This is a genomic window from Varibaculum sp. GTC20041 (genome assembly GCF_055387755.1).
Genome location: NZ_AP041144.1, coordinates 1,145,747 through 1,160,759 on the forward strand (window position 1 = coordinate 1,145,747; position 15,013 = coordinate 1,160,759).

At 52.6% G+C, this 15,013-nt stretch carries 13 protein-coding genes; 5 read left to right on the forward strand and 8 right to left on the reverse strand.

What is annotated here, in order from left to right:
• Positions 1 to 3 precede the first annotated feature (3 nt).
• Together aroA and rsgA are read left to right on the forward strand one after the other, a co-directional pair.
• Positions 4 to 1,332, forward strand: a complete 1,329-nt coding sequence (gene aroA / locus ACZ5BI_RS04915) for a 3-phosphoshikimate 1-carboxyvinyltransferase (protein WP_278605475.1) — start codon at positions 4 to 6, stop codon at positions 1,330 to 1,332.
• On the forward strand, positions 1,319 to 2,320 hold the full coding sequence (gene rsgA / locus ACZ5BI_RS04920; protein WP_024058749.1) for a ribosome small subunit-dependent GTPase A: 1,002 nt from the start codon (positions 1,319 to 1,321) through the stop codon (positions 2,318 to 2,320). The genes aroA and rsgA overlap by 14 nt, the downstream gene beginning before the upstream one ends.
• Here the strand turns inward: rsgA and hisN are convergent.
• Entirely contained in the window at positions 2,282 to 3,073 is a 792-nt protein-coding gene (gene hisN, locus ACZ5BI_RS04925; RefSeq protein ID WP_278605474.1) for a histidinol-phosphatase, read from the reverse strand. The genes rsgA and hisN overlap by 39 nt on opposite strands.
• Position 3,074: 1 nt before the next feature.
• Complete coding sequence (locus tag ACZ5BI_RS04930; RefSeq protein WP_464895752.1) at positions 3,075 to 3,833, reverse strand: type I 3-dehydroquinate dehydratase; 759 nt, start codon at positions 3,831 to 3,833, stop codon at positions 3,075 to 3,077.
• A gap of 88 nt (positions 3,834 to 3,921) precedes the next feature.
• Here ACZ5BI_RS04930 and ACZ5BI_RS04935 point away from each other — a divergent pair, with 88 nt between their 5' ends.
• Together ACZ5BI_RS04935 and ACZ5BI_RS04940 are read left to right on the forward strand one after the other, a co-directional pair.
• Entirely contained in the window at positions 3,922 to 5,166 is a 1,245-nt protein-coding gene (locus ACZ5BI_RS04935; protein WP_278619648.1) for an exonuclease SbcCD subunit D, read from the forward strand.
• Positions 5,167 to 8,241: an AAA family ATPase gene (locus ACZ5BI_RS04940; RefSeq protein WP_464895753.1), complete on the forward strand. Its 3,075-nt coding sequence runs from the start codon at positions 5,167 to 5,169 to the stop codon at positions 8,239 to 8,241.
• Between the two features lie 33 nt (positions 8,242 to 8,274).
• On the opposite strand, the gene ACZ5BI_RS04945 is transcribed toward ACZ5BI_RS04940, so the two are convergent.
• From ACZ5BI_RS04945 to fdxA, 5 genes are all read right to left on the reverse strand, one after another.
• On the reverse strand, positions 8,275 to 8,970 hold the full coding sequence (locus ACZ5BI_RS04945; RefSeq protein ID WP_464895754.1) for a metal-dependent transcriptional regulator: 696 nt from the start codon (positions 8,968 to 8,970) through the stop codon (positions 8,275 to 8,277).
• A 16-nt stretch (positions 8,971 to 8,986) separates the two neighbouring features.
• Positions 8,987 to 9,655, reverse strand: coding sequence for a vitamin K epoxide reductase family protein (locus ACZ5BI_RS04950; RefSeq protein WP_278605469.1), 669 nt, complete (start codon positions 9,653 to 9,655; stop codon positions 8,987 to 8,989).
• Between the two features lie 103 nt (positions 9,656 to 9,758).
• Positions 9,759 to 11,102, reverse strand: coding sequence for a citrate synthase (locus ACZ5BI_RS04955; RefSeq protein WP_316098444.1), 1,344 nt, complete (start codon positions 11,100 to 11,102; stop codon positions 9,759 to 9,761).
• 103 nt (positions 11,103 to 11,205) lie between these two features.
• On the reverse strand, positions 11,206 to 12,372 hold the full coding sequence (gene dapC / locus ACZ5BI_RS04960) for a succinyldiaminopimelate transaminase (RefSeq protein ID WP_464895755.1): 1,167 nt from the start codon (positions 12,370 to 12,372) through the stop codon (positions 11,206 to 11,208).
• Between the two features lie 82 nt (positions 12,373 to 12,454).
• Positions 12,455 to 12,781 carry a ferredoxin gene (fdxA, locus tag ACZ5BI_RS04965; RefSeq protein WP_316098442.1) on the reverse strand — a complete coding sequence of 109 codons (327 nt, stop codon included), beginning with the start codon at positions 12,779 to 12,781 and terminating at the stop codon, positions 12,455 to 12,457.
• Between the two features lie 38 nt (positions 12,782 to 12,819).
• Here fdxA and ACZ5BI_RS04970 point away from each other — a divergent pair, with 38 nt between their 5' ends.
• Positions 12,820 to 13,053, forward strand: coding sequence for a hypothetical protein (locus ACZ5BI_RS04970; RefSeq protein ID WP_024058740.1), 234 nt, complete (start codon positions 12,820 to 12,822; stop codon positions 13,051 to 13,053).
• 25 nt (positions 13,054 to 13,078) lie between these two features.
• Here ACZ5BI_RS04970 and typA read toward each other — a convergent pair whose 3' ends face one another.
• Complete coding sequence (gene typA, locus ACZ5BI_RS04975) at positions 13,079 to 15,004, reverse strand: translational GTPase TypA (RefSeq protein ID WP_024058739.1); 1,926 nt, start codon at positions 15,002 to 15,004, stop codon at positions 13,079 to 13,081.
• Between the last annotated feature and the right edge of the window lie 9 nt (positions 15,005 to 15,013).

The following is a 15,013-nucleotide window of genomic DNA, read 5'->3' on the forward strand; positions in this document are numbered from 1 at the left end:
GTATTGACTGTCTGGAACGCCCCCGTTAAAAGTACCCCGCTGAATGCGGTAATCTCGCTTCCGCCCTCTAAATCTTTAACTGCCCGCGCCTTAGTGTTAGCACTGCTAGCGGAAGAACCAACTTTAATCACCAATCCGCTACGCTGCCGGGATACCCAGTTGATGATTGCCGGTATCCAAGAGTTTGGTGCCCAGGTGGAAAAGCAAGCGGAAGGACTCCTAATTACTCCCCCGGCACATTTATCTCCCCAAACTGGGGTTATCGAGTGCGGTCTGGCAGGAACGGTAATGCGGTTCTTAGCGCCGGTAGCGCTGCTGAGCGGGCAGCCGGTACGTTTTCAAGGCGATGTAGCTGCCAGCGCTCGTCCTATGAAGGGTCTGTTAGATGCTTTAACTAAACTGGGTGCCACATTTAGCGATATGCCAAACCCGGGACAGTTACCTTTCACTATTAGCGGTCAGCTTAATGCCACTGAGCAACTGCAACAGCTAAAGATAGATGCTTCTGCTTCTTCCCAATATGTTTCTGCCCTCCTATTAGTCTCCCCAGCACTACCCTTCGAACTCCAGATAGAGGTTGACTCGGTTTTACCTTCTATTCGCCACGTGGAAATGACAGTAGCGGAAGTAAACGCCTGTGGCGGGCAGATTGAAAACCTGGGTGGAGAAACCGGTGATTGGAATACTCGCCAGATTCGTCATCTGTGGCGCTGTCGGCCTGCTCGCTTACGGGGAGGCGAGCGCCATATCGAGCCCGATTTAACTAATGCCGGACCGTTCCTGGCCGCGGCCATGATTTGTGGCGGACTAGTTAGTATCCCGCATTGGCCTGCTAAGACTTTTCAAGCTGGGGATGCCTGGCGCCAACTGCTAACTCCTATGGGAGCACGGATTTACCGCTCTCCAGAAGGCAGTCTGGTTTGTCAAGGCAGTGGGGTAATCGGTGGCACCCAATGTGATTTGGAAGCGGTGGGCGAATTAACTCCCACCTTGGCTGCCCTTTGTACCTTAGCGGTGGAGCCTTCAAAACTGACCGGGATCGGGCATTTGCGCGGACACGAGACTGACCGCTTAAACGCCCTCGAAACGGAAATTAAACGCTTGGGGGGTAACGCTAAAGCCAGTGAAACTACCCTCCGGATTTCTCCGGCACCTTTACAGGGTGATTTAGTGCAAACCTATGGTGATCATCGAATGGCTATGTTTGCTGCTCTGATCGGTTTGAAGGTTCCCGGGGTACAAATTGAAGATATTGAGTGCGTAGGTAAGACTTTCCCGGACTTTACTGCGACTTGGGAAGCCATGTTGGCCGGTGCTGATGGCGCGGCGTGATATTGGTACCGACGATCCCAGGGTTAGAGTTCGTCCCGCCCGTTCGAAACCGCGCCGGTCAAAAAAGCAGGTAGATTATTCCGCCAGTCCCACCGCTTTTGTGTTCGCGGTAGATCGCGGTCGGATCCACGTACAAATGGGAGACACCAAACTAGTGGGGGTAAAAGCCCGGGCACTAGGCAGGCACGGTATCGTAGTCGGGGATCAGGTGCGGGTCACCGGGGATTTAAGTGGAAATAGTGGCTCTCTGGCGCGGATTGTGGAGGTTTTACCGCGGAAAACAGAACTAACCCGCTCCGCCGAAGATAGTCCCGGGGCGAAAGAAAAACCCATGGTAGCCAACGCTAATCAAATGGCAATTGTTACCGCCTGCGCCGATCCCCTGCCCCGTCCGGGAATGATTGATCGGCTATTAGTCGCCGCTTATTGCGCCGGAATCAAGCCGTTACTACTGGTTACTAAATCCGATCTGACCTCACCAGAGCCGCTGCTAGAGCTTTTTGGTCCTTTGCAGGTTCCCAGCGTGGTAACCAGTATAGAGAGCGGAGAAGGAATCGATGAGGTAGCCGAGATGCTGGCTGGGCGGGTCAGTGTACTGGTTGGCCACTCGGGTGTAGGTAAATCTTCGCTGATGAATGAGCTGATCCCCCAGGCTGAACGCTCCACCGGACACGTTAACCAGGTGACCGGACGCGGTCGCCACACCTCTACTTCGGTAATGGCACTCCCCTTCCACGATGGCTGGTTGATTGATACTCCCGGGATTCGCTCTTTCGGTTTAGCGCATATTAGCGAGGAGGATCTGCTGGCCGCCTTCCCCGATCTAGCGGAGGTAGCCACCGGCTGTCCGAAACTTTGCCGCCACCTAGCGTCTTCACCGGGCTGCCAGTTGAGTGCGCTGGAAAAAACCGATCCCGCGCAAGCGCGACGGGTAGAATCCTTCCGCCGTCTACTTGCCTCCCAACATAGCCAAAATCCGCTGATGTAGCTGGGAGTTAGTCGCCAAGGCGTTGCGACCAACGCATCCTTTTTCCCCTTCCAGCGAGGTAAAACACCCTCCAGCTTGCTCAACGATGGGCACTAACGCTGCCATATCGTAGATCTCCAGTTCCGGTTCGGCCGCGGCGTCAACTACCCCTTCGGCCACTAACATATAGGAATAAAAATCTCCGTAGGCGCGGGTGCGCCATACTTTTCGAGTCAGCTCCAAGAATGCCTGCAATTTGCCGCGTTCTTCCCACCCGGACAGGGAGGAATAGCTAAAAGAAGCTTCTTTTAAATCCGTTATTTTCGATACTCGATTAGCCTGTGGTTCCCCACTGTTAAAGGAACGCCACGACCCTACGCCGCGACCAGCCCACCAGCGGCGAGCCAAAGCTGGAGCGCTAACTACCGAAGCCACCATTTCTCCATCCAGTTCCAAACCGATTAGGGTTGCCCAGACAGGTACTCCCCGTACAAAATTTTTGGTGCCGTCGATGGGATCAATAATCCAGCGAGCTTGCGCGGCTTCGGCGGAGCTCCCCCCGTATTCTTCCCCATAGATCAGGTCATCAGGGCGGGCAGCCGCTAACGTTTGGCGAATCATCTGTTCGGCTCCGCGATCAATATCAGATACTGGGGTCAGATCAGCTTTTTCATACACTTGATAGTCACGCTGGGTAAAATGCGCGAGCGTATACCGGTCTACCTGGTCTGCGATTTCTAACAGTAGCCCTACGTCCTCACCAATGTTCCTCATTTTATGATTCTTCCTTTCCGAGCGCAGATAGTACTTCTGCTTGTAAGGAGGCAGTTACTTGTCCCGGGGCGCTGGGATTTGCTCCCGCAAGCGCCGCGAAAGTGGCACAGTTACCAAATACCCCACCAACTAGGCGGCTAGCGGTACCGATCTTCCCCATGCCCGCAACCAGAAATAATCGCTGGCCAGCAGTGTCCCGATAATAGTTTTCCATCGCGGTGAAAACTTCTAACAGGTGCCGGGCGCTCGTGATCGTGAGCGCAAGTTTTGCTACCTGCGCCCCGCGTTCGTGGGCGGTAGCTAACCAGTTATAGATCCTTTCACTATCCATACTTTCGGCTTCTGCGGCCGCAAAATAATGCCGAGAAAACACGCTTACGACCCCCCGGTCACGGGCATAAGCTAAAGCCTCAGTTGCCAAAGAAAAATCATCCTCAATATCGAGGGCGCTGGCTCCCGCTTTTACCAGCATCTTCATAGTTTCAAACTGGTGAGTGGGAACCATCCGCGAGCCTCCGCCCTGTGCCACGCTGCGGCAGGTAGCTAGCCATGGGAGTTTGATAACCGGAGCCACGGCCTCCACAATTTCCCGCAAGTAGGCGGGGTTGTGGTAGTCACGGAGCAGATCCAATCGCCACTCGACCAGATCGGCGACCTGGGGAATTCGAGAAATCTGCCCCCGCAGTTCGACTTGATTTGTACCGGTCAACGGGACAATTAGTGCCGGTCGCCCCGGGGAAAACAGTGAACCTGGTTCCATCGGTTTGCCTCCTGGAAGTCTTACTAGCTCAAACATATCGCACCTGACATCCCCGATGCCTAGCCGGTAAATAAGTAAAATCGATGGTATGAAGTTAGTCCACACCTCCGATTGGCATGTGGGTCGCACTCTTTATGGGGAAGATTTAGCTGCGGCACATCGCCAGTTTTTTTCTTTCCTCACTGAGCTGGTGCGCGAGGAAAAAGTCCAGGCAGTGATGGTATCTGGGGATATTTTTGATCGCGCGATTCCCTCGCTGGAATCTTTAGAGATTGTTTCCCAGGCATTGGCAGAACTAACTAAGTTAACCGCAGTGATTTTGACTCCCGGCAACCATGATTCTGCGGAAAGACTGGGATTTTTAGCCCCCTATGTGCACGGGAACCTATATTTGCGTACCTCTTTAGCAGATATTACCCGCCCAGTGGAAATCGCGGCCGCCGGTGAAACCTTACGGGTTTGGGGACTGCCCTATCTCAACCCGGATATGGTGCGTACCAGTCTTTACGATGGGGCACTACCTGCGGAAGAAGAAGCAGCAGGTGGCTACGGAGAAGATTCTCTTCCGCGCTTGCCCCGTTCGCATGAAGCAGTAGTAGCAGCGGCCATGCGCCGGGTGGGGAAAGCGCAGCGCCATCTTCCTCCCGTTGACCACACTATGGTAATGGCACACGCTTTTGCCGTAGGTGGCGCGGCCAGTGACAGCGAACGGGACATCACCGTCGGGACTGTGCAATCGGTTCCCCTGCAACTATTTGAACGCTACGGGCAAATCGATCCCGAATCACCTTCCGATTTAGCGGCACCCGATTATCTAGCGTTGGGACATTTACATGTGCCCCAAAAACTACATACCGACAGATCTGCAGGACGCTATAGTGGCTCCCCGATTACTTTCTCTTTTTCGGAATGCCATACCCCGAAATCTTTGGTGCTCTTAGATACTGCTGCCCCGGATCTGAATCCCCAGTTAATTCCCACCCCGGTGTTCCGACCGGTAGGCCGCATCAAAGATTCTTTTGAAAACCTGCTGGCCAGCCCCCGCTATGAAGATTTCACTTCCTATTGGCTCGAAATTACGGTGACCGACCCGCAGCGTCCAGCCCATCTAGTCACCAAGTTAAAACGGCGTTTTCCCAAAGCCTTAGCTATCTTGCATGAAACTTCCCTGGCAAGTTTGGAGGAGCAACACCGCTCCCTCCGGGTCAATCGCTACCGCCCCGCGGCACTCGCCAAAGATTTCTTTAAGCAAGCGCGCGCCGGCAAAGAGCTAACCGAAAGCGAAAATCAACTGGTAGAAGAGATTTATGAGCAGGTGCGGGAGGAGAGTTAAATGCGAATTTTAAAGCTTAGCTTCGAGGCCGTAGGCTCTTTTGGCGGCAAAGAAACTGTTGATTTCACCAAACTGGGTACCGGCTCGGGTCTGTTTTTGATTCATGGCCCTACCGGTTCTGGAAAATCTACCATTCTGGATGCCATTGTATTTGCCCTCTATAACGACGTGGCTTTGGAATCTAACTCCTCAAAAAGCCGGCTGCGCTCTGATTATGCTGGTGATGACCAAATAAGTTGGGTGCAGCTAGATTTTGAGGCGCGCGGACAGCTTTACCGGATTTGGCGCACCCCCAAATATGAGCGACCTAAACAACGCGGATCGGGGACAACTTCGCAGCCAGCACAGGCAAGCTTGTGGCGCCTAAGCAGTGAGGATGCTGATCCGGGCGACGCGATTGCCTCGCAACCGCGAACCGTAAATGAGGAGTTAGCTACCCGAATCCTGCCGCTAACTAAATCCCAGTTTTTGCAGACCGTAATTTTGCCTCAAGGGGCTTTTTCTCGTTTCTTAAGAGCGTCCTCAGATGAACGCCAAGAGATTTTGCAACAAATTTTTGGCACCCAAGTCTTTGAGCGGATGCAAAAGGAATTTACCGAGCGCGCCCGGCAGGCGGAAACTAATGCTCAAGCAGGCTCGACAACTATTGTCAGCAAGTTAGAGATTTTCGCTGATAACTGGAATAAACTGGCACAATCGGTGGGCAGTTCCCACAGCGAATTAGGCACCTTACGCGATACGCTTTCGGATTTGCCGAAAGTCTTAGACGAAGATTTAATCAAATCTTGGGAAGCTTACTACCTGTTGCCAGCCGCGCACTCTAATCAGTGGCTATCCACCCAAAGCCAGCAGGTAAAAACCGCAGGTACCCAGTACCAGGCGGCCTTAGAGAAAAAAGAGGCAGCAAAAACCCTCAGGGAGGACTTCCAGGAACTTACTCGCCTATTGGCGGAAGATAAAGAGCTTCGAGAGCGCCAGCAAGGCATAGAGACCAATCGAATACAAATTGCGCTTCACGAACGCGCAAAACTAGTGGATTCCGAAATCAAAGAAAAACTACGCTATCAAGAAAACTTAGCTACCGCGAAGACGCGACTGCTAACAGCGCTGCAGACTTGCCCCGCGCCCTTTGATACCTACCCGCTACCGACCTCAGAAACTTCCCTAGATAACCTAAACGCAAAGGTAGCCAAGCAACAGGAAGATAATTCTAAAGAGTTGGGGTTACTGGCGCCACTGATTGAACGGCAGAAAAAACTTCACACCCTAGAAGTTGCCGCTAAAAACGCTCGTAAAGGCTACATTGAGCATTCCCGAGCTGCCGCCCAGGCTGCCAAAGAGTTAACGCTGTTAGCACCACAGCTGCAGACGCTACAAATCCGGCAGCTGCGCCTAGAAAAAGAACAGCTCAGTTTCGAGCCTGCCCGGCAAAAACAGCTCCAATTACGTCACTACGAGGGAGAACGCGAGCATTTTTTGCAGGATTTTAAACGCTTTCAAAGCGAGGTCAATAAACTTCCCGCATTAAAACAAGAGGTGGAGACGAGGCGAGCGGCGACTGACGAATACGAGCAAGGTTTTTTCGTAGATTCGGCGATTCTTTTGGCTTCTCACCTGGAAGCGGACATTCCCTGCCCGGTTTGTGGATCCCTCTCGCATCCGGATCCTGCCCTGGGAAACGCTAATAGGGAGCGCTCCCTCACCGAGTTAACTAAACAAAAAGACGAGCTCAGTGGCGCAGAGGCTACTTTAAAAGAAAAAGAGGAACAGCTAAGAAAAGTACGCGACCGTTTGCGGGATGAAATCAAACACTTACGGCAAAGCTGGCCTGGAAAAGCACAAGCAATTGACGCCCGAGTGGCCTACCTGCAGGCGCAAGCAAAAGAGCTAAAAGCGGTGCGGCGGCAGCTAGCAGAGATAGAAAAACAGGCTCAACAGTATCGGGATTTAGCACTAACCTCGGTTAACGGGGCTAACCTAGAAAAAAATAAGTATGTTAACGCGCTGAACCAGATCCGTGAAATTACCACCGAAGTTACTGCTTCCGGGCAGTCAAGTAACCTTTTGGCTCGGCAAAACCGCCTTAGTGAAGACCAGAAGAAACTGGCTTTAGTGGTAAAGAACCTGACCAGTACCAAGGAAGCCCTAGGGAACCTCGCACAAGCGCGCCAACGTTTAGAGAAAGCTTTACTTGGGGCGCGCTTCCCGGATGTTCAGGCGGCACAAGCCGCCTTGTTGGAAGCAGACAAATACCAAGAATTAAAAACTGTCGTACAGACCTGGGATCAGGCATTTCAGACCAACCAGGTAAAGTTGAAGGCTGACCGGATGCAAAAGCTGAGAGCCCCAGAATTTGTGCTGCCAGATTTAGAAGCCTTGACGGAAAAAGCCAGAGCCCAGGCAGAAATTCTCCGACAGAAGCAGGCAGAACTAGCGAAAGTTCAAGAGCAATTAGAGGCGGTGGAGGCCGCGGTAAGTGACTTGCAAACCGCTACTGCCCATTATTTGGAATCGATCCAGGATTCTGCCACCCTAATCGCCTTCGCAAATCTAGCTAGGGGTGAAGAAGGTTCCGCGCTGCGTGCTCCCTTAGCTACCTGGGTGCTCTTGGATCGTTTTGAAGAAGTTTTAAGTGCCGCCAATCCGCATTTAGGAAAAATTTCTGGAGGACGCTACCAGCTTTCCCGTAGCGACTCCGAATCTTCCCGTCGCCGTAACCAGGCGTTATCCCTGGCAGTCACCGATAACTCTTCCGATAAGGTCCGTGAAACATCGGCGCTCTCAGGCGGAGAGCTGTTTTATTGTTCCCTCTCTTTGGCTCTGGGACTCTCCGAAGTAGTAACTGCGGAAGCTGGAGGAATAGAAATCTCGTCAATGTTTATTGACGAGGGTTTTGGCACTTTGGATACCAGTAAACGCGAATTGGTAATGGAAGCGCTAAAAAACACATCCACTTCTGGGCGAACTGTGGGGTTGATTAGTCACGTGGACACGTTACGCGGTGAAATCGCGGATCAGATTCAGGTTATCGCCGCAAAAGATAAAGGCTCTACCTTAAGAATTATCGGTAACTAGCTAGCACGCTAAAACCTGTGCGTGCGCTCCAACTTAGGAAGTAACCCAAATTGCGGCTACCGCCGGTTTACCCAAGGTAATTTCTTGTCCTGCTACCTTTAGGCGCATTATTCCGGCTTCCGGAATAATCTCTAAAGGCAGCAACTGACAACCGGGAACTACCCCTACCGATTCTAAGAAGCGCAGCAATTCAGCCTGACTATCTTTAATGCGGGTAACTGTAACCGGGATGTTTAAGGGAGCTTGCCCTAGCGGCATCATCGAGACTTTAGGTAAGATCCCATCACTGGTGGGAATGGGATCGCCATGGGGATCCACCTGAGGACTGCCCAGTGCCCGTTCCATCGCCGCAATTAATTTATCGGAGGCGGCGTGTTCTAGTTCTTCTGCTTCCGCGTGAACCAGGTCCCAAGGGTACCCCAGTTTCTGGTGCAGATAGGTCTCGAGGATGCGATGTTTTCGCACCATTTTTAAAGCTAACTTTTCTCCTTTTTCAGTAAGGGTAATCCCCCGATAGGGAACGTGAGTGATCAGCCCCAACTTGTCTAAACGGCGGACATTTTCAGAGGCAGTCGAGGGCGCTACCCCCATTTTTTGAGCCAATCCCGATACTGATAGGGAATTTCCTCCCCATTCGGTTGCTCCTAAAAGACGCTTTAAATAGTCTTGCACTACCCGCGAGGCTGCCGTCTCGTCCCCGGTCTGCTCGGATCTTGATTTCCTGTCCATCGTTTTAAACCTTAGGTCACAGACGGAAAATCTGCAGACCAAACGCCGCAAATAGCACCGTAACGACTACCGCTACGCTCAGCAGCGCACCTAACCACCAATACCCTACTAATATGCGGCGCGCGCCCTTTAACGGGCGAGTGGGACTAGCCGCTGTTCTCACCCAAAGCGCATAGGATAGCCAAGCGAGAAAAATAGTTGCCAGCCAGGTTAAGAAGCAGTATGGGCACAGGGAACGCAGCTGAAATACCGAGGTTACAAGGAAGAACAGCACTGCTCCCAATCCGGCACTGGTTCCTATAACAAAAACCATCAATCCCCATTTAGGCAATCGTCCTCCACACAGCAGGTAGATTCCCGCTGCGCTGAGCATCGCAAAAAGTACCATCCCGAAAATGGAATTGGGGATCCCGAAAAGAAGATGCCCGGCCGCAGAATCCATGGCTCCCCGACAATCCACCACATTATTTATCGAACAGCCTAGTCCCCGTTCTGGCTGGGAGCGGTGAATTATTTCGGTTCGCCATAACTGCCAAGAAGCTACCAGTCCTAACAGTGAAAATAGCAGAATCTCCAGGCTGGACAGGCGAGGAATCCGCCCGGCACGCATAGCTGGGGACGGAGAAAGTGGATCGGAGTTAAATGCCAGTTCGTTTGCAGATAGCGATGCAGTGTTCTCGGCCATTAATCCTCCTACCCTAAATCTGAACCATAATCTAGCATATAGGCGAACTATAAAACGGGTGAGGCGCTCCCACGACCTCACCCGCTTTTTGGCCAAATAGGGGTTACTTTTTCGCTTCCCGCATCCGCAGCGGCACATAGTCACGCTGCGGCTCGCCTTGGTATACCTGGCGCGGACGCCCGATACGGGTCATGGGATCATGCAGCATTTCAATATATTGGGAAATCCAACCCGGCAGGCGCCCAAGGGCAAATAGCGGGGTAAACATCTTGGTGGGGAAGCCCATAGCGGAATAAATCAGACCGGTATAAAAGTCAACGTTCGGATAGAGTTTACGTTCGATAAAATAATCATCCGAAAGGGCAACTTCTTCCAGTTCCATAGCTAGGTCGAACAGGTCATTGTTTTTACCCATCCGATCCAGAACGTTATGCGCCTGTTCCCGCACGATTGCCGCCCGGGGATCATAATTTTTATAGACGCGGTGGCCAAAGCCCATCAGCTTTACCCCTTTTTCCTTATTCTTTACTTTCTCTACGAATTCGGGGATGGAAAGATCGTTGTCGCGAATATTGATCAACATCCGCAACACGGCCTCGTTTGCACCGCCATGGAGCGGCCCAGAAAGGGCTCCCACTCCGGCGGCAACCGAGGCATACATATTGGCGTTAGAAGAACCGACCAACCGCACGGTGGAAGTGGAACAGTTTTGTTCGTGATCGGCATGCAAAATAAAGAGTACTTCCAGAGCTCGGATAATCGCCGGGTCAATATCGTAGGCCTGATAGGGTAAACCAAAGGTCAAGCGAATAAAGTCCTCTACATAGGAACGCTCATTATCGGGATACAGCAGTGGCAGACCCGCCGCCCGCTTAGCGATATACGAGATCATAGTCGGCACTTTCGCTAGCAACTGCACAGCTTGAATATCCTGCAGCTCCGGATCATGTACATCCGCGAAGGTTTCTTCGTAATAGGTGGCCATCCCGGCAATGCCGCCTTGCAAAATCGCCATCGGGTGCCCATTAGAGGGGAAGGCAGTAAAGAATGCCCGAAAATCTTCATGCAGCAGGCGTTGACGTTTTACTCGGCGTACGAACTCGTCTAGTTGCGAGGGCGTAGGTAGTTCCCCCCTGATCAGCAAATAGGCAACTTCCAGGAAACTGGAGTGATGTGCCAGCTGGTCAATCGGGTAGCCCCGGTAACGTAAAATCCCCTTCCCGCCGTCAATGAAGGTAACTTTTGAGGTGCAGGACGCAGTGGTAGAAAAACCCGGATCAAGGGCTACTAATCCGGTTTGATTACGCAGCTTGGAAACGTCAATGCCTTGATCACCACAGGTTGCTTGCACGGGTGGAAACTCGATGGTTTTACCGTCGACTTCCAACACTCCCGGTAGCCGACCGGACTCATTAGATTCTGGGGTGTTATTTTGATTTCCTGCCATTTTAATAACCTTCCCTAAAAGGGAGACTTATTGCCTTCCCACTATCACCCTATAGGACTTAGTACCCTTAAGAATACAACCTTTTTTAAAGACTTTACCATTTTTAGGCAAATTTCACTAAACGTTTGGCAGTCTCCTGAATTTCGTTATCGCTAACGCAGAGAGCCATTCGCACATGAGATCCTGGCCGAGCGTTGTAAAAACTTTCCGGGGCTACTATCAACCCCAGATGCGCCATACGATCTAGCAAACGCCAATCTGCTCCGCTACCAGGAGCCCGCAACGCCCCAGTTACATCGGCTTTGTCCGCGGGATCGAAAACCCACAGGTACAGTCCGGCCTCGCATTCCTCAGCAACTTTAAGACCCGCCTGTTCGAGCGCCGCCGCCAACATTTTGCGCCGGCGCCCGTAGCGCTCCAGTTGTTCCTTAACATGTGAGCGTTCCGATAATACCTGCGTGAGGGCGGCCTGTACCGGAGAGGGCATTATCTGTCCGCAGTGTTTGCGCACCGCTAGCAGCGCTGAAATCAAAGCCTGATCCCCCGCCACAAAAGCCGCCCGGTAACCGGCCAGATTTGATTCTTTTGATACCGAGTAAACCAGTAGCAGATTCTCGGTGCTGCCCCCACAGACGTCTTCTTGCAGCAACGAGGGCGCCGGCCCTTCTCCCCCGTAGGTCAATTCGCTATAGCACTCATCGCTAGCTACCACGGCGCCTACTTCTCGTGCCCAAGAAACAACTTCCCGCAGCCAGTCCTTTGTCGCCACCCAACCGGTAGGATTCGCGGGAGTATTTATCCACACCAACGAGGCGTCGCGTGGCCAAGTGGAAATATCATTGGAAACCGCGACCCCTTGGGCGCCGGCAAGTCGGGCACAAATATCGTAAGTAGGGTAAGCAATTTCGGGAAATAAGACCTTATCTCCCCTACCTATCCCCAATTGCCAGCCAAGCGAGGCAATAAGTTCTTTAGACCCGACCGTCGGCAGACAAGAGTCCTCTTTAATGCAATCGATTCCCCGCTCGCGTGCCCAGCCAACAATGGCACGCCGCAGCTGGATGCTACCGACAACCGCGGGATAACCCGGACTATCCGCACCCGCCTGCAGCGCCGCTTTCGCGCTAGCTGGACAATCATCAATCGGGGTTCCGATAGATAAATCTATGGCTCCCCCCGGGAAAGCGGCGGCAGTTTCCCGGTAGGGGGTTAATAAATCCCAGGGAAAAACTGGCAGGTCTAGCGAACGCGGTAAATCACTGTTGCTCATGCATTCACCCTATGACAGTCGCCTGGGCGCCAGCCGCCACGTCCAAAGGTAAAAACCGATAACTCACCCTCAACCCCGGGGATTATTCCTCGCGGGCAGGTAGCTTCTCGATCATAGGATCGTCATAGCCGGTGGCGCCCACGCTGGAGGCTCCTCCCGGAGATCCCAAGCCCTTAAGTTCGAAAAAGTCTACGTTGGCGCGGTAGTAGTCTGCCCATTCTTCCGGCAAGTCATCTTCGTAGAAAATGGCTTCAACCGGGCATACCGGTTCGCAAGCCCCACAATCTACGCATTCTTCAGGGTGAATATAAAGCGTGCGCTTTCCCTCGTAAATACAATCTACGGGACACTCATCGACGCAGGCTTTATCCTTAACATCTACGCAGGGTTCAGCGATTACGTAAGTCATATATTCTCCTTAAGTTCCGATATTGCTAGTATCTCACTATGAAGTTTGTGGGCAATCAGAAACCGCCGCCGCGCCTGCCTTGGCTGTCTTGGAAAGTAGGCGAACGGGTAGTTTTGCGCCGGCGAGAAGCAGACGGACTCTATGATGCTCTCGGGGAAGTTATGGACGTAAGCCCTGCTAGCGTCACTATTTTAACCCGCAAAGGGCCGGTGACGGTGCCGGCAGAAAAAATGGTCACTGGGAAACGGGTTCCTCCCCCGCCAAAAATCTAGCCACCCCGAATGACTTAAAAATCACCTATTCTCCGCGTTCTTGACGGCGTCTGCGGGAGGCAATTTTGAAACGATCCTGCGCACTTAATACCACCTTGCGAATCCGGATCTCTTCGGGGGTAACTTCTACGCATTCGTCCTCGGCCGCAAATTCTAAAGACTCCTCCAAAGTCAGTACCCGAGGAGGTACTAACCCTTCGAAGGCATCGGCAGTAGAAGAGCGCATATTGGTTTGCTTCTTTTCGCGAGTGATATTGACATCCATATCCTCTCCGCGTGGATTTTCTGCTACTACTTGCCCCTCATAGACTTCGCTGCCGGGTTGAATAATAAAACTGCCCCGTTCTTGCAGCTGAATCAGGGCATAGGGGGTTGATTTTCCGGCACGATCTGACACCAGAGAACCGCTCTGACGGCGGGTAATTGTGCCTTGCCAAGGGGCATAACCGTCAGCAATAGAAGAAGCAATCCCCGAGCCGCGAGTCTCGGTTAGGAACTTGGAACGGAAGGAAATCAGACCGCGAGCCGGTACCCGGAAAATCAGGCGCACCCAGCCGGTACCATGATTCGACATAGTCTGGAGTTTTCCTTTACGCGCCGCCATTAACTCGGTGACTTTACCTAGGTAGTCTTCGGGTACATCGATGGTCATTTGCTCCATCGGCTCATGGGTTTTCCCGTCAATCTCTTTGGTTACCACCTGCGGTTTACCGGCAGTGAGCTCGAAGCCTTCCCGGCGCATCTGCTCAATCAAAATCGCTAATGCCAGTTCTCCCCGCCCTTGCACTTCCCAAGCGTCTGGACGTTCGGTTGGCAGTACTTTCAAGGACACGTTCCCGATGAGTTCGCGATCTAGGCGATCTTTAACTTGCCGCGCCGTGAGCTTATGCCCTTTAACCCGGCCTGCCAGCGGAGAAGTGTTGGTACCGATAGTCATCGAGATAGCCGGGTCATCTACTTTTATCAGCGGTAGAGGCTGCGGATTATCTAGATCCACCAAGGATTCCCCAATGGTGATTTCGGGAATGCCCGCTACCGCCACGATATCTCCCGCGTGGGCTTCCTCAACGCTTTTACGTTCCAAACCAAAAGTGGCTAGCAGTTCAGTTAGCTTCACATCGGTTATCGAACCGTCGTGGCGTGCCCAACCTACGTGTTCTCCTTGCCGCAAAGTACCGTTATGAATCCGCAGCAAGGCCAGGCGTCCTAGGAAGGGCGAAGAATCCAAGTTAGTCACATGAGCAGCCAAAGGAGCATCCGGGTCGTATTCCGGCCCGGGAATCCGGTTAATAATGGCATCGAATAGATCGTGGAGGTCACTTCCTGGCAGCTGCCCGCGAGCTGGTTTTTCCCAGGAACAGCAGCCTGCTTTTGCCGAACAATACAACACCGGAACGTCCAGCAAGGAATCTAAATCTACTTCTTCGCCCTCGTCAACCAGGTCTTGTGCTAAAGACAATAACAGGTCAACGGTTTCGGCTTCTACTTCTTCTATCCGAGAATCTGGGCGGTCAACCTTATTAATTACCACGATCACCGGCAGACGGGCGGCAAGCGCCTTGCGCAGTACAAACCGGGTTTGCGGCAGAGGCCCTTCGGCGGCATCTACCAGCAGTACTACCCCATCAACCATCGAGAGGGCGCGCTCTACTTCTCCCCCGAAATCAGCGTGCCCGGGGGTATCGATCACGTTAATAGTGATTCCTTCGCTGACTCCCACATTTTGCGCTGCTTTACCCGCATAATGCACGGCGGTGTTTTTCGCGAGGATAGTGATCCCTTTTTCCCGTTCCAAGTCGCCAGAATCCATCACCCGTTCGCCGGTTTTTTCTACGCTGGCATGGTCACCGAAGGCACCCGATTCCCAGAGCATTTTGTCTACTAAGGTAGTTTTTCCGTGGTCTACGTGGGCAACGATTGCCACATTTCGCAAATCCTGGCGAACCTTCATCCGCGCCTC

Coding starts and splice junctions, on each gene's coding strand:
- rsgA (WP_024058749.1), top strand. CDS start 1,319: ATGGCGCGGCGTGATATTGGTACCGACGATCCCAGGGTTAGAGTTCGT.
- hisN (WP_278605474.1), bottom strand. CDS start 3,073: ATGAGGAACATTGGTGAGGACGTAGGGCTACTGTTAGAAATCGCAGAC.
- ACZ5BI_RS04930 (WP_464895752.1), bottom strand. CDS start 3,833: ATGGAACCAGGTTCACTGTTTTCCCCGGGGCGACCGGCACTAATTGTC.
- ACZ5BI_RS04935 (WP_278619648.1), top strand. CDS start 3,922: ATGAAGTTAGTCCACACCTCCGATTGGCATGTGGGTCGCACTCTTTAT.
- ACZ5BI_RS04940 (WP_464895753.1), top strand. CDS start 5,167: ATGCGAATTTTAAAGCTTAGCTTCGAGGCCGTAGGCTCTTTTGGCGGC.
- ACZ5BI_RS04945 (WP_464895754.1), bottom strand. CDS start 8,970: ATGGACAGGAAATCAAGATCCGAGCAGACCGGGGACGAGACGGCAGCC.
- ACZ5BI_RS04950 (WP_278605469.1), bottom strand. CDS start 9,655: ATGGCCGAGAACACTGCATCGCTATCTGCAAACGAACTGGCATTTAAC.
- ACZ5BI_RS04955 (WP_316098444.1), bottom strand. CDS start 11,102: ATGGCAGGAAATCAAAATAACACCCCAGAATCTAATGAGTCCGGTCGG.
- dapC (WP_464895755.1), bottom strand. CDS start 12,372: ATGAGCAACAGTGATTTACCGCGTTCGCTAGACCTGCCAGTTTTTCCC.
- fdxA (WP_316098442.1), bottom strand. CDS start 12,781: ATGACTTACGTAATCGCTGAACCCTGCGTAGATGTTAAGGATAAAGCC.
- ACZ5BI_RS04970 (WP_024058740.1), top strand. CDS start 12,820: ATGAAGTTTGTGGGCAATCAGAAACCGCCGCCGCGCCTGCCTTGGCTG.
- typA (WP_024058739.1), bottom strand. CDS start 15,004: ATGAAGGTTCGCCAGGATTTGCGAAATGTGGCAATCGTTGCCCACGTA.